Annotated in this window: 16 protein-coding genes; 6 read left to right on the top strand and 10 right to left on the bottom strand. The window is 37.8% G+C overall.

Annotated features, from left to right (window positions below; genetic code table 11):
• Positions 1-9: 9 nt before the first annotated feature.
• From AC056_RS00680 to pilG, 7 genes are all read right to left on the bottom strand, one after another.
• Positions 10-1,398: a coproporphyrinogen-III oxidase family protein gene (locus AC056_RS00680; protein WP_077162439.1), complete on the bottom strand. Its 1,389-nt coding sequence runs from the start codon at positions 1,396-1,398 to the stop codon at positions 10-12.
• 201 nt (positions 1,399-1,599) lie between these two features.
• Entirely contained in the window at positions 1,600-2,067 is a 468-nt protein-coding gene (locus tag AC056_RS00675; protein ID WP_004705778.1) for a hypothetical protein, read from the bottom strand.
• Positions 2,064-6,584: a hybrid sensor histidine kinase/response regulator gene (locus AC056_RS00670; RefSeq protein ID WP_077162438.1), complete on the bottom strand. Its 4,521-nt coding sequence runs from the start codon at positions 6,582-6,584 to the stop codon at positions 2,064-2,066. Before AC056_RS00670 ends, AC056_RS00675 begins: the two co-directional genes overlap by 4 nt.
• Positions 6,585-6,731: 147 nt before the next feature.
• Complete coding sequence (locus AC056_RS00665; RefSeq protein WP_077162437.1) at positions 6,732-8,813, bottom strand: methyl-accepting chemotaxis protein; 2,082 nt, start codon at positions 8,811-8,813, stop codon at positions 6,732-6,734.
• Between the two features lie 46 nt (positions 8,814-8,859).
• Positions 8,860-9,396, bottom strand: a complete 537-nt coding sequence (locus tag AC056_RS00660; RefSeq protein ID WP_004705775.1) for a chemotaxis protein CheW — start codon at positions 9,394-9,396, stop codon at positions 8,860-8,862.
• Between the two features lie 57 nt (positions 9,397-9,453).
• Positions 9,454-9,816: a response regulator gene (locus AC056_RS00655; protein WP_004705774.1), complete on the bottom strand. Its 363-nt coding sequence runs from the start codon at positions 9,814-9,816 to the stop codon at positions 9,454-9,456.
• Between the two features lie 23 nt (positions 9,817-9,839).
• Positions 9,840-10,223 carry a twitching motility response regulator PilG gene (pilG, locus tag AC056_RS00650; RefSeq protein ID WP_000389061.1) on the bottom strand — a complete coding sequence of 128 codons (384 nt, stop codon included), beginning with the start codon at positions 10,221-10,223 and terminating at the stop codon, positions 9,840-9,842.
• A gap of 282 nt (positions 10,224-10,505) precedes the next feature.
• On the opposite strand from pilG, the gene AC056_RS00645 reads away from it, so the two are divergent.
• From AC056_RS00645 to AC056_RS00630, 4 genes are read left to right on the top strand one after another with little or no spacing between them, the layout of a single operon-like run.
• The gene (locus AC056_RS00645; protein ID WP_213033461.1) at positions 10,506-11,144 is read left to right on the top strand and encodes a hypothetical protein; all 639 of its coding nucleotides are present in this window, start codon (positions 10,506-10,508) and stop codon (positions 11,142-11,144) included.
• A 59-nt stretch (positions 11,145-11,203) separates the two neighbouring features.
• Positions 11,204-12,322, top strand: coding sequence for an efflux RND transporter periplasmic adaptor subunit (locus tag AC056_RS00640; RefSeq protein ID WP_077162435.1), 1,119 nt, complete (start codon positions 11,204-11,206; stop codon positions 12,320-12,322).
• A 15-nt stretch (positions 12,323-12,337) separates the two neighbouring features.
• Complete coding sequence (locus AC056_RS00635) at positions 12,338-15,436, top strand: efflux RND transporter permease subunit (protein WP_077162434.1); 3,099 nt, start codon at positions 12,338-12,340, stop codon at positions 15,434-15,436.
• Between the two features lie 60 nt (positions 15,437-15,496).
• Complete coding sequence (locus tag AC056_RS00630) at positions 15,497-17,212, top strand: proline--tRNA ligase (protein ID WP_039253228.1); 1,716 nt, start codon at positions 15,497-15,499, stop codon at positions 17,210-17,212.
• Positions 17,213-17,265: 53 nt separating this feature from the next.
• Here the strand turns inward: AC056_RS00630 and AC056_RS00625 are convergent, their stop codons facing one another.
• The 3 genes from AC056_RS00625 to AC056_RS00615 form a co-directional block, all read right to left on the bottom strand.
• On the bottom strand, positions 17,266-17,607 hold the full coding sequence (locus AC056_RS00625; RefSeq protein ID WP_039253226.1) for a YegP family protein: 342 nt from the start codon (positions 17,605-17,607) through the stop codon (positions 17,266-17,268).
• A 210-nt stretch (positions 17,608-17,817) separates the two neighbouring features.
• Positions 17,818-18,162, bottom strand: a complete 345-nt coding sequence (locus tag AC056_RS00620) for a zinc ribbon domain-containing protein YjdM (protein ID WP_019457546.1) — start codon at positions 18,160-18,162, stop codon at positions 17,818-17,820.
• Positions 18,163-18,252: 90 nt separating this feature from the next.
• Positions 18,253-18,609, bottom strand: a complete 357-nt coding sequence (locus AC056_RS00615) for a DUF488 domain-containing protein (RefSeq protein ID WP_077162433.1) — start codon at positions 18,607-18,609, stop codon at positions 18,253-18,255.
• Positions 18,610-18,782: 173 nt separating this feature from the next.
• On the opposite strand from AC056_RS00615, the gene rutD reads away from it, so the two are divergent.
• Positions 18,783-19,589 (top strand): pyrimidine utilization protein D, encoded by an 807-nt coding sequence (gene rutD, locus AC056_RS00610; protein WP_039253219.1) that lies wholly within the window; start codon positions 18,783-18,785, stop codon positions 19,587-19,589.
• Complete coding sequence (locus tag AC056_RS00605; RefSeq protein WP_077162432.1) at positions 19,586-20,173, top strand: malonic semialdehyde reductase; 588 nt, start codon at positions 19,586-19,588, stop codon at positions 20,171-20,173. Before rutD ends, AC056_RS00605 begins: the two co-directional genes overlap by 4 nt.
• Positions 20,174-20,481: the final 308 nt, after the last annotated feature.

Below are 20,481 nucleotides of genomic sequence, written 5' to 3'. Positions count from 1 at the left end.
ATTTTTCTACTATTGCAATGATTTTATTCTCGGTTGACTTAATAATGACTGAATAAGCGGAGTATAAAACTCTCCCTCATTAATCAGTTTAATATATTCATCACCGCACTCTACCCAGCCTTCTTCAACTAATGCATCCCAAATAAGCTTATAATCAAGTTTAATATCACTGTTAAAAATTTTCTCGTACTTTTTAGTGCTAATTTTCATTTCTTGCAATGCTTGAAATATCCAAATTAACTTTACGTCTTCAGTATCATGAATAAACATGCGTTCAACAGGAAGTTTATTCAAAGATATTGCATTATAGTATTCGGTTAGATTTCGATGGTTCATTGCTGAGACAGATTTAATGCTTGATGAGTTTGGTTGCAATCTCATATTAACGGCTGCATAACCTATCCCACTCATTGTGGTCATTTTACTTTGCCCATTGGTATCCAAGCAGTCTCTAAGGTTATCTTCATATAAATATTTCTCTGAAATTAATTGATTATTATCTTCTTTTTCCCAATCATATACCGTCTTTTGTTTATAGCCTCTGCTAATTAAAAATTGTTTTGCAATGTTATACATTTCAATTTTCTTCTCAATAGATGGCGTATTTTGCTTTTGTTTTGTCGAAAAGTCAGAACGGCCAGCGATATTAAGCTCATAATGAGTAATATGTTTTATTCCTGATTGAACAATACTTTCCAAGTCTCCTAGCATTGCCTCAACTGTTTGATTTGGCCAACCATAGATCAAATCGACGTTACAAGATAAAGAGTATTTATGAAATAGCTCAATTGCATCAAAAACCTGTTTTCTTGTTTGTTTTCTGCCACTTGTAGCAATTAGTTCATCATTAACCTGTTGCACTCCCATACTGACACGATTAAAACCAGCATCCTTAATTGCTCTTATTTTATCTTCATTGAAAAGTTGAGGAATACCTTCTAATGTCATTTCTATAGGTTTAGTTATTCCAACATCTGGAAAAAGAGAAGATACAACTTTAGTCAGCTTCATATAATCATTAGGTTGAAGCAAATTAGGTGTACCTCCTCCTACATATAAACTTTCAAGCTTAGCTCCCTGATAAAACTCTTTATATAAATGCGCTTCCTTACTTAAAAAATTCAGATAATAGTCCATCTCCCTCTTACCTTTATAATCTTGTGTAGGGAAAAGACAAAATCCACAATGGGGAGGATCAGTAGGAATACAATATGGAATACCTAAGTATAAGTTTATGGACTTATATTGAGCATCTGTATGCAGTAGTAAGTGATTATTTTCTTCTTCATTTAAATCTGTTTTCCACATTTTAGGTGAAGGATGAGTATGTAGAACCTTATTTGATAGATGTCGTACTTTATTTTTTTGTATGAAGTTTTTAATTGCAGCAATATCCATAGTCAATATATTTATCATTTTATATTAAAAAATATATTGTATTTAAATATAGTATTTCATGCAATTGATTTAGCTTATTTTTTACATTCATCACTTATTTGCAAAGTTAGTTAAAGCTTAAAATCTTTAGCTATATTTTATGAACTTACAAGCTAACTGAGTCATCATAAAAAAAGGAACTCATTTGAGTTCCTTTTTACTTTATAAACCTAAAGTTTTTTCAATATATTCTAGGTTCGGTATATGGTAGCGTCGATCTTGCATTCGTACATATTTAAATACTGTTGGATGCTGTTCAGCTTCTTGGTGTTCATCTATTTCATCGACAATTTCAGAAATACGTAAACGAACAGAAAGCGGCATAGTTTTGCACATTAATGCAAACCGTTGGCTGATATCTTCCCCTTCAATTACCAAGGCTACGGCATATTGATCGGTTGTGTTATGAACTGAGTAGATAGGTAGCTTTACATCATGCCACTCAATATGTTTTACGCCATTTCTTACGTCCATGGCCGATAAGACAATATTTTGTGGCAACAGCATAGGTACCTGATCATTACATTCAATGATATAGGCATCAATAAAACCAGTTGAAACCGTAATAAGATGCTGTAGCTCTTGCTGGTCCATATTACCAATCAGAGATGTATTTACACTACCTTTCATGATTTGACCTCACTTTCAAACGCTACAAGTAAAGCATCGATATTCTCTAGTAATTCTTCCTCTTGGAAAGGTTTACCCATATATTGACTTACGCCTAATGAGAATGCTCGTTCTCGATGTTTTTCACCTGTTCGGGACGTAATCATAATAATTGGCATGTATTGATGCATATCATGATGTCGTACAAGATTCAGTACTTCGAAACCATCCATACGCGGCATTTCAATATCAAGTAGCATTAGATCTGGCTTAATATTTTCTAGCTGCTCTATGGCATCCACACCATCTTTAGCCGTAACAACATCGTAGCCTTGGCGTTCAAGTAATCGAGACGTTACCTTACGTACAGTTACCGAGTCATCGACAATCATAACGAGACGGCGCTCGTCAGATTCACGTTGTCTATATACTGCTTCACCAAGCTGTTTATGACGCGGAGTAGACTGAATTTGTCGCGCAATATTTTGTCCATCTAAAATTAAGCAAACTTGTCCATCACCTAAAATAGTCGCACCTGCAATTGCCCCAATGCTAGCGAACTGTTGTCCAATTGGTTTCACTACAATTTGTGCTCGAGAACCAATTAACTGGTCAACAAGTAAAGCCACTGTTTGACCATTGTTTGCTTTAATCATTAAGACAGGTAATGAATACATCACGCCATTTAGACGTGGTATTGGTTGATTACCTACAAATTCTGAAAGATAACGTAATGGATAACGTTTATTTTCATACTCGAATAGCTCTTTAGGACTTTCAAAATACTGTTCTAAAGAAGCTGGTGAAACTCGAACAATTCGGTCGATTTGAGCAAGTGGAATCGCAAATTGCTGATCTGCCACTTTCACCATTAAGGCATCACTTACAGCTACTGTAGTTGGTACACGAATAGTAAATGTTGTTCCCTTACCATAAACAGAGTCTACGCTAACATGTCCACCTAGAGCCTTAATATCGCTTTGTACAACATCGAGTCCAACACCACGCCCAGAGATTTGAGTAATCTGATCTGCGGTACTTAAACCCGGATGGAAAATCAGTTGTAAAATATCTTGGTGTTCCAAGTGCTGTTCCGGTTTGATCAGACCCGCAAGCAGTGCTTTCTGACGTACTTTTTCTACATCAATACCTTGTCCATCATCGCTAAAGACAACAACCACATCTGTACCTTGACGTTGAATATTGAGTTCAATACGTCCAGCTTCAGGTTTATTAGCTTGTTGACGTTGTGTTCTGTCTTCTAAGCCATGGTCAATTGCGTTTCTGAGCATATGCTCAAGCGGTGTTACCAAGCGTTCTAAAATATTACGATCTAGTTCACCTTCAGTATTATTTACAAAAAGCTCAGCAGGTCTGTTCAATGCAGTAGAGGTCTGACGAACAATTCGCTGTAACCGTGGTAGTAACCGTGAAAATGGAACTAATCGTGTTCGCATCAAACCTTCTTGAATTTCTGCTTGAATTCGTGATTGTTGTAAAAGCAGACTTTCTGTATCTCTGATCTTGTGAGACAACGTATTTTTAAAGTCGACTAAGTCCGATGCAGATTCAGCAAGAGATTTCGATAACTGATTTAAAGACGAATATTGGTCCATCTCTAAAGGGTCAAAGTCGGTATAACGAGAATGCTCAATACCATGTTTGGCAATAATTTGTGTTTCTAATTCGCCTTCCATTCGACGTAACTGATCGGCAAGTCGTTGAATAGCCAATTCCATTTCAACCAATGTATGACCAAACTGACTTAGATCCATTTCAATTCGCGAACGGTTAATCGAATTTTCACCAGATAAATCAATCATCTTCTCGATTAAGTCTGCTGAAACTCGGATCATTTCATTATTTTGATCCAGACGTTCTGTCTGCTCCCATACTCCCATCATTGGTGGTGGTTCGGTACCATCACCTTGTATAAAGGTCATCACAGGTTCTGAGCTAAACAAATCAGCTTTCGTTAACTTCGCTGGAATTTGGATATTCGTTTCAAAGAATTGAATATTTTCTAAACTTTGTTGTAGTCCATCGAAGTGCTGATAGTTGTGCTTGAAAATTGCATCTTTTAGCCATGCAATTGCACTTTCGAGCAGATGGTCATAAATATTCGAGTTGAAGTGATGCAGTGCAAACTGTTCAAAAGTATTTTCCAGTTGATAAGCAATTGCATACACGGCCTCTAAACCGACCATGCGTGCACCCCCCTTCAAACTGTGCACGGCTCTTTGTAACTGAAGCAAGATACTACGGTTCGTACGCTGATCAAACCATTGTTTCAATAGCACATCAGCCATTTCTAACAATTCAGCAGCTTCTTCGAGGAATGTCTGCTCAACAACAACGGTAATATCTTCTTCGTCAACTACAGCTTCATTCTGTTGCAAAGATTCAACTGATGTTATTAGTTCAATTGGCGTAGCCAATTCAGTAACAACGGTATCAAATACTTGATCGTGATGAGCTTCTAATTCGTCAACAACAACTTCTGTTTCCGCTGGTACCTCATTTATTAATACTTGAGACACCACCTCTTGTTCAGAGAATATCTCACTTTCAGTATCAAATACTTCAACCTCAGGCACAGGTTGGAAGTTAGAGTTTTTACCCGCTTGTTTTAACGCATTAATGGTGTAAGGAGCCGCATAATCTAGCTGTTTTTCACGCATGATTTGTAGACGATCGGCCAAGTCATCTTGAATCAAACGAATAAAATCAATTAGAGGTGAAGTTGCAATTAACTGCTTTTGAATTAAACGCTCATATATGCTTTCTAATTCATGGGTAATCGAACCGATATAAGTCGCCTGAACCATATTTGCTCCCCCTTTCAAGGTATGCAAATAACGCATTAAGTTGTTCAAAGCTGCAAAGTTTTCTTGCTCACCTACCCATATATTGAGATCAGTATCAATCCCCTCAAGTAGCTCATCAGCTTCTTCGAGAAAAATGTCCAAAAGGTCAGGATCAAAGTTTCGATTTACCTGTGCAGATGAAATATACTGACGATCTTGCTGTACACTCTGGCTTAATACGGTCCAGTCGGCGGAATCTGATAAATTCTCTACCGTAATAACTTCCGGTTCTAGTTGGGTATTGAATAGTGGCTCATCAAAAGTAAAATTCTGCTGAGGTAAATCATTTTGAATACTCGGCGTATGTAACGTATAAAGTTTTAATTCTTCTAGAATACTTTGATGTTGCTTAACAATACCGACTCGCTGACCAGCAGCTAAAGCATCGAACAATTGAATAAGTTGTTGATGCGCTTTCTGATAAATTTCAAAAATATAGTCTGATTGCAACAAGACAGGTTTATCAAGCAATACATTATAGCTATCTTTCAATTGGCTCGTATATTCATGCAAACCAAGCATTGCTTGAGAGTGAGTATGCTGTAGCAACAGATCAGCCTGTTCACTTAGACGTTCAAGATAACCAGGAAACTCGTTACGAATTCCTTTCTCAAAATCTAATTCTGCATCTAGTAACTCAGAAACATCTAGCAGCAATAATTGCGACACCAAACCATGTGAAGGCATTAATGGATCAGTTCGATCACCATGTTGCTCCACGTAAGCATCCCATGATTGATTAAACTGCGCCAATCTCGCTTCAAGCTGTTCACTTGAACTATTGCTAGATAGCAGTTCTAAGCTCTCGCCAATAAACTCACGATATTCTTGTAATAATAAAATCTCATCTGAATTAGAAGAAAGCTCCTCTTGCAATAAGATTTTAAATAAGTGCTCAACTTTAGTACTGGATTCAAAAATTGTTTCGACCTGCGCCATTGCAGAACTGCCACGCAAAGTGTGTAGAGCACGTATTAAAGCATTGTAGCTATCATACTGATGTAGTTCTTGATTTAAGAACTGATTAATTGTCGATAAATGCTCTTCCGCCTCTTCCATAAACAAGGCTAAAGTTTCATTTAGATTTATTTCAATTTCAGTATGTACATCTTCAACAATTGGCTCAGCCAATAAATCTTGCTCAATATAGTCTAGCTCAAGCCCAGTTATTGTTTCGGCAGTAAGCGTATTTGAAAGTTGTAAAAGCTCTTCTAAAGCAGGTTCTAAACTTTGCTGTTGTTGTAGTTGTTGGCCTAATAAAATAAGCGGTCTAAAATCTACTGCATGTGCTCGTTTTTGCTTAAAATTATCTACTAATTTAAGGAAATAGAACTTAAACACTAACTGAACATAGCCCTGAATAGCTGGAGTCAGCTTAAGGCTTTGATTGATTACTCGATTGAGCGTATCTTCAACTGTCCAAGCAAGCTCAGCTGAAGATTTAGCACCAATCATTCTCCCCGAACCTTTTAAGGTATGAAAATGGCGGCGAATTTCAGTGAGCGTAGCAGTATTTGCAGACTGCATCCATTCATTCAACAATGGCTGCAAATCAACAAAAATTTCATCAATTTCTTCGACAAAAATCTCAAGAAACTCAGCATCTTGTTCAGAATAGCTATCTTCAGGTAGCGTCATTGCTTCAGTTAAAGTTTTTAATATTTCTTTCATAGCAAAGGCTTCTTTTGCTTACCCCCTGTGTGGGGAAAACTACAGAGTCAACACCAGAAAAATAGCTATTTCCCCAATATTTGTCTGGCGCTGCTCATACTTTTAAAAGAATAGCTATTATAAGAATAGCTATTCTCATCCCCCAATTTAGTCAGGTAATTTAAAGTCCGTTACTGACTCACGTAATGACTCCGACATGTTCGCCAATTCAGATACAGAACGAGCAGTATCGAAGGTTGCTGTTGTTGTTTGTGAAGTAATTTCTTGTACGACTGTCATGGTTGCAGCAATATGACTCGCAGATGCTGACTGAAGTTTTGCTGCATCAGAAATGCTCGCAATTAAGTTTGCCAAGTCACCCGATACTTTTTGAATTTCATCAAGTGCAATACCCGCATCTTTCGCCAAGTTAGCACCACGTACAACCTCAGTTGTCGTTTGTTCCATCGAGATTACGGCTTCGTTGGTATCCGTTTGAATCGTTTTAACAAGCGTTTCAATCTGTTTAGTTGCTGAAGCAGAACGTTCTGCAAGACGTTGGACTTCATCGGCAACCACGGCGAAACCACGACCTGCTTCACCGGCCATAGATGCTTGAATTGCTGCATTTAATGCAAGAATGTTTGTTTGGTCTGCAATATCGTTAATAAGCGATACGATGTTACCAATTTCTTGTGAAGACTCACCCAAACGTTTAATACGTTTTGAAGTTTCCTGAATCTGTTCACGAATGGTATCCATACCCTCAATAGAACGGTTTACGACTTGTGCACCATTAGATGCAATAGATACCGAACGTTGTGCTACATTGGCAGATTCAGAAGCGTTGGCAGATACTTGGTCAATAGACAATGCCATTTCGTTCATTGCAGTTGATGCACCCGCAATTTCTTGTGCTTGGTGCTCAGATGCTTCTGCTAACTGGTTAGTAATGCTCTGAGTATCTTGTGTATAACGAGCAACTTCTTGAGAAGTTTCGTGAATTCGAGATACGAGGTCACGTAATTGGTCAATCGCAAAGTTAATCGAGTCGGCAATCGCACCAGTAAAGTCTTCAGATACCGTTGCATATGAACGCAAGTCACCATCTGCAAGATCGGCAATTTCATCGAGTAAACGTAAAATCGCATTCTGGTTACGATCATATTCTTCTTGTAATGTCGCTACACGCTGCTTATCTGCTTTACTACGAAGTGATAAAAGTTTTAAGACAGAACCAATTAAGCCAAGAAGCGATAATGTAAGCAATGCAACTAATGCAAAAGCCTGCCAACCGTATTGTGTTTGATCTGAAAGATCACCTAATGCGTTTAACATTGCATCAGATTGAGAGAAGATCTCACTAGATGATTGACGTACGTTTACGATCTGGTTGGTATGTTTAAGAACTGATGTCGCGGCAGATTTTAAAACTTTATCGTACTCAGTTTTAATGCCTTCCAAAGATTCACGCACTTCAGGAGAATCAACTTTAGCTACGCCTAATTCAGCATTTCCGTTTAGCTGCGCATCTAAATACACACCAAAAGTCTCGATATCGACACTAAAGTCATGCGCTGAGTTCTCAGAGTTCTCTGTACCAACGAAAACGGAGTTAATAGATCGTAGAATACGTTCCGCAATAAATACCTGGTTTTTAGCAACCACGACCTGATTACTTGATACTTTTTCACGAACCATCTTATCAACCATCAAGTTATATTCAGCTTGAATCTCAGGAATAGAGTCACTAATCGAGATATTCATATTATATAACTGGTTAATTACGTCCTGTTGTGACGAGATCAAATCAATGTCATAAGCCAAAGATTTCCACAAGCCAGCTACTTTTTTGTATTCTTTTGAAGATGTACCATAAATGTCTTCGACATTTTTTATATTTTTGGCAAAAAGTTGACGCGATGCAACCAACTCTTTCATCGCTTCAGGTGATCCAGAAGCTGTTGCTTCCGTAGCCTGTCTAGAAATGGTTTGTGATAATAAGCGCAGCTCACCCATACTACGTGTTAATTCGTTATGGCGAGGTACATTATAGAATAAATAAGCAAGCGAAGTTGAAGCTACTACTAAACATACAGATGCTACATAAAGGATAGGCTTGGACTTTTTACTTTCCCCAAATAAACTGGCATATTGCTCAATTTGTGACTGGATTTTCGCAACAAAGTTGACATTCGATTTTTCGTTTACACTACGATTGCCACTTTTCTTTTTAAGTTTAAAGCCCATACAGCTTCTCCCCAGAAAAATATACTGTTTATTAACAGCATAAAAATTAGTTTATAAATTTTGTCGATGCATTCATGTAATGTGGGTTTTGCAATAGTCGACTAAATAAAAAGACGTGCCAGTGCTGATTATGCTGGTGAAAATACCCCTGACAATATTCTTTTAAATTTTCCTCCAAGTTTAAACTTTGAGAAAAAAAGCTTTTTTTATTAAAGTGTTGGATCCCCAAAACCTGATCAACAACCAGCCCCACATACTGATCTTGATGGCTAATACATAACACTTTTTGGGCAGCCGAAAATGCACTTCGTTGCCCTGAAATAAAATGTGCCAAGTCTGAAACCGAAAGTAACCTTCCCCGAATGTTTGCCAATCCTTTTACCCAACTTTGGGTATTTGGAACAGGTGTATATTTTGGTGGATAGATAACTTCTGACACTTCCCCAAGTGGTGCGACGAAGTATTGCCCTCTCATTTCAAAAGCAATTCCTGACCATCGCTCTGCTTCATTTTGGACTGAAGCGTAATTCTTATTACCTCGTTTAGATAAACGAAGTAACTCGATAAATCCGTTCGCGGCCATACTCGATCCTATAAGACGGGCTTAGACCCGCCGTTTATGTTTTTATGGATGGATGAGTTAATTTAGAAATTGTTTAATTACATCAATCAATTGCTTTTCTTCAATCGGCTTAATTAAGTAATCAAGCGCGCCTTGACGTTTGCCCCATACTCGGTCAGTTGCCTGATCTTTAGTACTCACAATAACCACCGGAATATGCTTAGTGTCTTCATCACGAGTAATCTGACGTGTTGCTTGAAAACCATTTACACCAGGCATTACAACATCCATTAATACTAAATCAGGCTGTTCTGCTTTTGCCAAAGTTACACCATCCGCACCATTAGATGCTTCAAGTACATCATAACCATGCTTGGTCAAGATCTCTCTAAAACGATAAGTTTCTGTTGGTGAGTCATCAACAATAAGAATACGTGCCATTTCTTTGCCCTTAAATTACTTAATTATGAACTTACATGATTACGAATCGCATTTAGCAATTCATCTTTGCTAAATGGTTTCGTCAAGTATTCATCTGAACCTACCACACGCCCTTTTGCCTGATCAAATAGACCATCTTTACTTGAGAGCATGATAACGGGAATGTTCTGATAATTTTGAGAGTTCTTAATCAGAGCACAAGTTTGATAACCGTCTAAACGAGGCATCATGATATCTACAAAAACGATATCTGGATTCGCTTCAGCAATTTTAGATAAAGCTTCAAATCCATCGACAGCAGTAATCACTTCACAACCTTCTCGTTGCAATAATGTTTCTGCTGTACGGCGAATAGTTTTTGAGTCATCAATAACCATTACTTTCAGATTTTGGAACGCATCTTCCATTTAATCTTCCATCCCCATAACATAAAATATAAATGCAATTTAACTTAAATTTGTTTTTACAGATTTATACGCATTTTTAACATATCTATACTTCTATTTTCAATGAAAGGTTTTTGTCTACTTTCTCATTTATAAACAATAACTTTTAACCTCATCACACTTTCGAAAAAATTATCATTTTTTTTATAATATTAATATTTTTATTCAGTTAAATAATAACTAATATATTTAAGATTAACTATTTAAAAATAAGTGGCTTAGCTTTCTTTTTTGGGGAATTTTATGAATAAGCGGGTGAAATACGCCTTTTATAGGAACTGCTTGTCTGTATTTATAGGCATTGCTTCTTGTGGAGCACTGTTTTTATCTTCCCCAACGTTTGCCGCAAATGATGCCCCTAAAGCTGTTTGGTATCGCTATTATGACCAACATGGGATTGCCAATATCAGTACATCCGTAACGCCTGCACATATCCGTCATGGTTATGAAGCACTCGACCAAAATATGCAGGTGATAAAAAGAAATCACCCCTATAATTCAGAGATCGATTTAAATCAATCGTCACAACGCGCATTATCAGCCCGATACAGAGAAGAAGATAACAAATTAAAAAAGGCATATAGCAATAGTAAAACTGCTGTGATTAAAAGGGACCAAGCTCTATTAGCAATTAAAAAACAAATGAATTATCAGCAAGAACAACTCAACCACTTGCAACAAGATAAAATTTTATTTAAACGTCAGGAAATGGAATATTTTCGTAAAGGTGAAAAAGTTCCTGAGAGGCTTAAAGCATTGATTGAAAACAATCTAACCAATATTCTCAAGGTTAAACAAACACTTGAATTACTTTCAAAAAATTATAATCACACCAACAATGAGTATGAAAATATTATCGAACGTTTAAAAAAGCTTGAATAAGCGCACAGCTTTATCAAGAATAGGGGCAAAATAAAATTTGAACTACAGGATGATGCTGTATGCGCACAACGCATCTTACCCCTTCTACTTTTTTTAAATTAAGCTTAATTAGCCTGAGTTTGATTTTAGCTGCATGTCATCAGCAAGAAGCACCAAAAACAACAGCATCTGAACCTAAAAAAATTGAACTTATTCCTCAAGATTTAATTACTGTAAAAGAAGGCTCTGTAGCTACTCAGACGTCTTTTACAGGAACTATTCGTGCAGTACAACAAAGTTCTATTCAAGCTCAAGTCAGTGCGACAGCAACATCCGTTAATGCAAATGTAGGTCAAAAAGTACAAAAAGGCCAAGTATTAGTCAGATTAAATAATCAAGATAATGCTGCGCGTTTAGCTCAAGCAGAAGCTAATCTTGCTTCTGCTCAGGCACAAGCAGAGCTTTCACGTAATTTGATGAATCGAAAACAAAGATTACTCAATCAAGGCTTTATTGCCCGTGTAGAGTTTGAACAGAGTCAAGTAGATTATAAGGGTCAACTTGAAAGTGTTAGAGCCCAGCAAGCGAATGTTGATATTGCTAAAAAAGCTAACCGAGATGGCATTATTACGAGTCCTATTTCAGGTGTAATTACTAAACGACAAGTTGAACCGGGACAAACTGTATCGGTTGGGCAAACACTATTTGAAATCGTTAATCCTGATGAATTAGAAATACAAGCAAAGTTGCCTATTGAGCAACAATCTGCACTAAAAGTGGGTAGCTCTATTCAATATCAGATTCAGGGTAATTCAAAACAATTACACGCAATACTGACTCGGGTCTCACCTGTAGCAGACCAAGATAGTCGACAAATTGAATTCTTTGCGAGCCCTAAAGAAACAATTGATTCACTCAGTATCGGCGCATTTATTAATGGCATTATTTTGCAAAATGATCGCAATCAAGGACAAACCATTCCTTTAGATAGTATTCAAAACCTGCAACAAGAACCTTTCGTATGGGTAATACGCAGTCAGACTATTCAAAAGGTCAAGATTCGGGTAATTGAGCAACGTTACAATGAAAATATTGCTTTGGTACAAGGTTTACAAAGTACAGATCAGATAAGTCGTATCCAGTTTGAAGATTCTGATATCAATAAAAAAGTAACGCTTACGGCCGAAAAAAATAAATAAGGTAGCAAATAGCTTATGTGGTTTACCCGAATCAGTGTGAAGTACCCCGTTTTTACCATTATGATGATGCTGTGCTTAATGGTACTCGGGTTAGCCTCTTGGAAACGCATGACGGTTGAAGAGTTTCCTAATGTAGATTTCCCATTCGTAGTCGTTACCACGCAATATGCTGGTGCCTCACCTGAAGCGGTTGAGTCAGATATTACCAAAAAACTCGAAGACCAAATCAACACGATTTCAGGCATTAAACAAATTACTTCACGTTCAAGTGAAGGGTCTTCGATGGTGATTGCCGAGTTTAATCTTGATACCTCTTCTGCAATTGCAGCACAAGATGTGCGCGACAAAATTGCTCCTGTTATCGCTCAATTTCGTGATGAGATTGATACGCCGATTGTGCAACGCTACGATCCTTCATCTAGCCCAATTATGTCGGTGGTGTTTGAGTCGAATACGATGAGCTTGGCTCAATTAAGTTCATATGTAGATAAAAAAATTGTGCCTCAGCTTAAAACTGTTTCTGGTGTAGGTAATGTCAATCTACTTGGTGATGCTAAACGTCAAATTCGTATAAAAATCCATCCTGAACAATTGCAAAGCTACGGTATTGGCATTGATCAGGTTATTAACACGCTAAAAAATGAAAATATAGAAGTCCCTGCGGGAACTTTACAGCAAAAGAATTCTGAACTCGTGGTACAGATTCAATCAAAAGTTATTCATCCTTTTGGTTTTGGTGATTTGGTTATTGCCAATAAAAATGGTTCCCCTATTTTTTTAAAACAAGTAGCAACTGTTGAAGATACTCAAGCCGAACTGCAATCTAGTGCTTTTTATAATGGAAGAACGGCTGTCTCTATCGATATTTTAAAAAGTTCAGATGCCAATGTAATTCAAGTCGTCGATAAAACTTACCAAACGTTAGAGAAGCTAAAAGCTCAAATGCCTGCAGGTTTAAATTATAAAGTCGTGGCAGACAGCTCTAAAGGTATTCGTGCTTCAATTAAAGACGTTGTTCGTACCATTCTTGAAGGGGCAGGCTTAGCAGTTTTAATTGTTTTACTCTTTTTAGGTTCTTTCCGTTCTACCGTCATTACAGGTTTAACTTTACCGATTACCCTGCTTGGAACATTAACCTTCATTTGGGCTTTTGGGTTTAGTATTAACATGATGACGCTGTTAGCCCTGTCACTGAGTATTGGTCTGTTAATTGATGACGCAATTGTCGTTCGAGAAAACATAGTTAGACATACAGAGCTTGGCAAAGATCATGTCACTGCGGCTTTAGATGGCACCAAAGAAATTGGTTTAGCCGTACTCGCAACCACACTTACCATTGTGGCAGTATTTTTACCTGTTGCTTTTATGGGTGGGTTAATTGGGCGTTTCTTCTACCAGTTTGGAGTAACTGTAAGTACAGCTGTTCTTATTTCCATGTTTATCAGTTTTACACTCGACCCGATGCTTTCAGCACATTGGAAAGATCCGGCAAAGAAAAAAGAAAGTCGACTACAACGTTTCTTTAATCGTATTTCTAAATTATTAGATGGCCTTACCCATATTTATGAAAAGTTGTTGAAGCTTGCTCTGCACTTTCGTTTTATTACAGTCATTATTGCGATTGCTTCACTATTCGCTGCCTTAGGTTTATCAAAGCTTATTGGAACCGAATTTGTACCAGTCCCAGATAAAGGCGAAATTCGTATTCAGTTCGAGACGCCCGTCGATGCTTCTTTGGAATATACCCAAGCCAAACTACATCAAGTCGATCAAATTATTAGGCAATTCCCTGATGTTGTTTCTACCTACGGGGTTGTAAATAGCACAATAAACTCTGGGAAAAACCATGCGGGTTTAGGAGTGACTTTAAAACCAAAACAAGAACGTAGTTCAGACTTAGCAACGCTCAACAATGAGTTCCGTGATCGTTTGCAAACCGTAGCGGGCATTCATGTTACTTCCGTTGCTGCTGCTCAAGATTCAGTTTCTGGTGGTCAAAAACCTATCATGATTTCCATTAAGGGAACTGACCTAAATGAGCTGCAAAAAATTTCAAATCGGTTTATGACTGAAATGGGCAAAATTAAAGGTGTAGTCGATTTAGAAAGCTCTTTAAAAGAGCCAAAACCAACTTTAGGTGTTCATATTAATCGTGTACTGGCAAGTGACTTAGGCTTGTCTGTTTCCCAAGTTGCCAATGCAATCCGTCCATTAATTGCAGGCGATAATGTCACAACGTGGGAAGATCGTGACGGCGAAACCTATGACGTTAATATTCGGTTAAATGAAGACAAACGCATGCTTCCTCAGGACGTTCAAAATCTATATCTCAACTCAAACAAAACTGGTGCAAATGGACAACCAATATTAGTTCCATTGAGTGCGGTAGCAACAACTGAGGAAAAACTCGGCGCGTCACAAATTAATCGACGCGATCTTGAACGTGAAGTACTCATTCAAGCTAATACATCTGGACGCCCAAGTGGAGATATCGGGAAAGATATTGATAAAATGCAGAAAGCATTTAAGTTGCCTGCTGGTTATACCTTCAATACCCAAGGGGCTAATGCCGACATGGCCGAGTCTGCAGGTTATGCATTAACTGCTATTACGCTTTCCATTGTATTTATTTATATTGTTTTGGGTTCTCAGTTTAATAGTTTTATTCACCCAGCTGCGATTATGGCATCTTTGCCGCTGTCATTGATTGGGGTATTTCTTGCCCTCTTCTTGTTTAGAAGTACCCTAAATCTATTTTCGATTATTGGCATCATTATGCTTATGGGGCTGGTAACAAAAAACGCGATTTTACTTATCGACTTTATTAAAAAGTCCATGGAACATGGGGAAAGTCGTTATGATGCTATTTTACAAGCGGGTAAAACCCGTTTACGCCCAATCTTAATGACCACAAGTGCGATGGTCATGGGTATGGTTCCATTAGCTCTAGGCTTGGGTGAAGGTGGAGAGCAAAGTGCACCAATGGCTCATGCTGTTATTGGTGGTGTAATCACCTCTACCCTGTTGACACTAGTAGTTGTACCCGTCATTTTCACTTATCTGGATGACTTGAAAAACTTTCTGCTGCGTCAAACTCGACGATTCATGTCATAATGCAGCGACTATCGTATAATCTGCGTTTTTATAACGCTTAACTTTTTTAGGACTTTTTCCATGCGCGCAAGCCGCTTTTTATTTGCAACGTTGAGAGAAACCCCAAACGATGCTGAAGTGATTTCACATCAGCTCATGTTACGTGCGGGGATGATTCGTAAATTGGCATCAGGTTTATATACATGGCTGCCGATGGGAACACGTGTGCTTAAAAAAGTTGATGCGATTGTTCGTGAAGAAATGAATCGTTCAGGTGCTATGGAAGTGTTCATGCCCGTGACCCAACCCGCAAGCTTGTGGGAAGAATCAGGTCGTTATGAACAATACGGCCCTGAATTATTACGCTTCAAAGATCGTCACGACAACCCGTTTGTGCTTGGTCCTACACATGAAGAAGTAATTACCGATTTAGCACGTAACGAGCTAAAAAGTTATAAACAACTTCCTGTAAATTTCTATCAAATTCAAACCAAATTCCGTGATGAAATTCGTCCACGTTTTGGTGTAATGCGTTCACGCGAGTTCATTATGAAAGATGCTTATTCTTTCCATGCAACTCAAGAATCATTACAAGAAACTTATGACGTGATGTACGACACTTATAGCCGTATCTTTACTCGCTTAGGTTTAGACTTCCGCCCAGTTCAAGCTGACACAGGCTCGATTGGTGGTTCAGCTTCACATGAATTCCATGTATTGGCTTCAAGTGGCGAAGATGACATCGCATTTTCAACTGAATCTGATTATGCAGCAAACGTTGAAATGGCTGAGGCAGTTTTAGTGGGTGAGCGTGCAGCACCTACACAAGAATTTAAATTGGTTGAAACACCAAACCAAAAAACAATTGATGATGTTTGCCAGTTCTTAAATGCTGATCCGAAACAATCAGTAAAAGCATTATTGGTTCAAGGTATTGCTGATGAAAAAGGCAATGTTCCTGTAGTTGCCCTATTCTTACGTGGCGATCACGAACTGAATGAAATTAAAGCTGAGAAACATCCTTTAGTTGCCGCTCCTCTTACATTTGCAACTGAAGAGCAACTTCAAGCATTTGGTTTAACGGCTGGCTTTACAGGTCCACAAGGTTTAGTTGAAAAAGGCTTAACTGTTATTGTTGATCGCGCTGCATCAGTTCTTTCTGATTTCGTTGCTGGTGCAAATGAAGCTGATAAACACGCTGTAGGCGTAAACTGGGAACGTGATGCGCAAATCACTGAAGTCTTTGATTTACGTAATGTGGTTGAAGGCGACCCATCTCCAGATGGTAAAGGCACGATCCAAATTAAACGCGGTATTGAAGTAGGTCATATTTTCCAGCTTGGTACTAAGTACTCTGAAGCTTTAGGTTGTAAAGTTTTAGGTGAAGATGGTAAGCCATTTACAGTAACAATGGGCTGTTACGGTATTGGTGTAACACGTGTAGTTGCAGCTGCAATTGAACAAAACTACGATGACAAAGGTATTATTTGGCCACAAGCGATTGCTCCTTTTGAAATCGCAATTGTTCCAATGAATGCACACAAATCACCTCGTACTCTTGAAGCAGCTGAAGCACTTTATGCAGAACTTCAAGCTCAAGGTTTTGACGTATTACTTGATGACCGTAACGAACGTCCGGGCGTTAAATTCTCTGACCTTGAGTTAATGGGTATTCCACACCGTATTGTGATTGGTGAGAAAGGTCTTGATGCTGGTACTTTTGAATATAAAGGTCGCCGCGATGCTGAAGCGAGCAATTTAACTAAAGAAGAACTTGCAGCTAAATTAGCTCGTTAATAAATACATAAATAAAAAAGCAGCTTTTAGAAGCTGCTTTTTTACATTTAATTTTATGCCTGAACCGTTAAATCTTTAATGGTTGTCGAAGATCCATTGGTTTTAACCGATTCAATCCCTTTGTCGCGTGATGCTTCGCTCGCGTAGAACTGACTCGTACCAATAATTTGATGATTGGCTGCTTTTAAATTGAAGTAAGGTTTTCCATTTTTTGCAGTTAAACGATCGTATCGCCCATCGTCACCACTATTTTTTTGAACTGACTCAATACCATTGACTGCCGATGCTTTCGCTTTATATAGCTCACTATTTAAAATAATTTCGCCATTACCAGCCTTGAGTACAAAGCGATATTGTCCATCACTCGCTTGTGAAATCTCGTACCATCCTGCCATATGAACCTCGTTTTTTTGTTGATGTGGGTATGACTTTCGTTATTATTCTGGACGAAAGTTATTTGTTATTGATGACAATATAAATGAGGTGTGTAACTTTGGATAGACTACTTTTTATACATTATCGTAATAAAATTATAAGGATGTTGAAAGTTAAAAAGGTAAAGGCTACATGAGTACCTCTACCAAGATGTAATTAAAATTAACAAATTAAGCTTTTTTTACAAATTCAGATTTTAATTTCATCTGACCAATACCATCAATTTTGCAATCAATATTATGGCCATCACTTGCATCTGGAACTAAACGAATTGTTTTTACTTTTGTTCCTACTTTTACAACCGAAGATGAACCTTTAATTTTTAAATCTTTAATCACAGTGACACTATCGCCATCTGCCAAGACATTACCATTTGCATCTTTAATCACTTCTTGTTCATCAGCAATTGAAGCTTCCCCTTCCTTCCACTCATGTGAGCATTCAGGGCAAATTAATAAGTCGCCGTCTTGATAAGTATATTCTGATTGGCATTTTGGGCAATTTGGCAAAGACATAAAAAAATCTCAAAAAGTATATTATGCGAGATATGACTCATTTTTTAAAGTTTCAAATAAAAGACTTTTACCAAAAAAAAATTTATACATTCATTTTGAGTTTTTACTTAATAAATATTCTTTCAAAATAATCGCATGATTATGCTCCACATCTTTTGCTGAATATAAAAGCGTAACTGTATGTTTTACTGCAATGTGCTGTAGCTCTTCGACTGCGGAGTTGGTTTCTAGCTCTTTTAAATAACGTCGCTTAAATTCTTCCCAATGATCTGGCGTTGCCGCATGGAACCACTTGCGCAATTCAGTTGAAGGCGCCACTTCTTTTAACCACAAATCTAAATGGGCATTTTCTTTACTTATTCCGCGGCTCCATAGCCGATCAACTAATATTCGTTTCCCATCACTAGGGTCAGCATTTTCATAAATTCTTTTAATTTGGATATCCATTTCTACCTCTACTCTGCTTAATCTAGACATTATTGGTTTAACCATTAGATTGATTTGCTTGCTTCTACAATCTAAATCTTTTGCACAAAATATTATCTCAATTTGCCATTTCTTATTAATTCAGGCATATAAATTGCTTTTGAACTTTTCATTATTTTATCAAATGGTAAAAAATGAAATATTATATTTATCCATGTTCCTCTCAGGAAGACGCCCCTTATTTGATTTTGTCATCAGGGTTAGGTGGTCATGCTAGTTTTTGGAGCCCACAGCTTGAATCATTGAGTGCTCATTTCAACGTCGTGACTTATGACCAAGAAGGCTGTCACCAAGACAGTGCTTTATTACCGGCACACTACCATATGTGTGACATGGCAAATCAATTACTACACTTATTAGAACATCTTCAAATTTATGAGTTCCATATGATCGGGCATGCTTTGGGTGGCATCATCGGAATGGAACTTGCAAAGCAACTGAAATCTAGCTCAATTACCATGCTCAGCCTGACACTGATTAATGCATGGGACAAACTAGATGCGCATACACAAAAATGTTTTGATGCCCGTATCGCATTATTGGCGTCAGCAGGTACTGAAGCCTATGTGCGTGCACAGGCATTATTTTTGTATCCTCCAGCCTGGATTTCTCAGAATCATAGCCATATTAAAAGTACTGAAGATATTCAACTCCAAAGTTTTCCACCTAAGACAAATGTCTTTGCCCGACTCAAAGCATTAATGCATTTTCAATTACAGACAGAGCACGTACAGGCACTACAAGACACAGCAATTCATATCGTCGCCAATCAAGATGATTTTTTAGTTCCGGTACATAAATCACAAGATCTTTTTACCAAACTCGGTCATGGTCAACTTTGCATTTTACCCTCTGGTGCCCATGCTTCCACAGTGACCGAGTCTCAACCACTAAATCAAACTTTCATCCAATTTTTCTACAGTATTAAGGCTTTATCATGAATGCAAAAACATTAAATATTTTAGATCAACTTTTTTTAGAAGCTAGAACCCACAGCACATGGTTAGATAAAGCCGTCCCCCCTGAGCAAATTCAACAAATTTATGATCTGGTCAAAATGGCACCGACTTCTGCCAACTGTAGCCCAGCTCGTTTTGTATTTTTAACAACACCTGAAGCTAAACAAAAACTCAAGCCAGCATTGTTGTCTGGCAATGTAGAAAAGACGATGACAGCTCCTGTCACTGTTTTGGTTGCAACCGATGCAAGATTTTATGACAAACTGCCAGAACTATTTCCTTATGCCGATGCAAAATCATGGTTTACATCAAGTGAAGCCGTAGCACATGAAACTGCCTTTCGTAATAGTTCATTGCAAGCTGCATATTTAATTATGGCATGCCGTAGTTTAGGTCTAGATACAGGTCCAATGTCTGGTTTTGACGCGAAACTGGTTGATGAGCTATTTTTTGCAGGGACAAATCATCATATTAATCTCATCATTAATATCGGCTATGGCGACCCTGAAAAAGTTTATACCCGCCTTCCTCGCTTAAATTTTGAAGAGGCTTGTCGGGTGGAATGATTAAAGTCCATACCACTCTCTTTAATCTCAAAAGAGAAATATCTTAGTTCTACACGGCGACTTCAATGTCGCCTTTTTTGTTCTACTGTCTCAGAACAATGAATGTAATACGCACTCCAAAAGCAAAATTGATCAAATGATGCACAATGAAGCAAGTTAGTTCCTGCTTGGTGCATAACCGCATTATTTTTTACCATTTGATAAAAATTATACCAAATAATAAATTCAAGACATTGATAAGTATTTAAATATTAAAGTTGGCACGCACTATGCATTATTAAAAATACAAACAAATACTGAAAATTATA

Origin of the sequence: Acinetobacter genomosp. 33YU (assembly GCF_001990725.1) — a bacterium.
Lineage (GTDB): Bacteria > Pseudomonadota > Gammaproteobacteria > Pseudomonadales > Moraxellaceae > Acinetobacter > Acinetobacter seifertii.
Note: the sequence above shows the minus strand (reverse complement) of the source record. Positions and strands in the feature narration are given on the sequence as shown.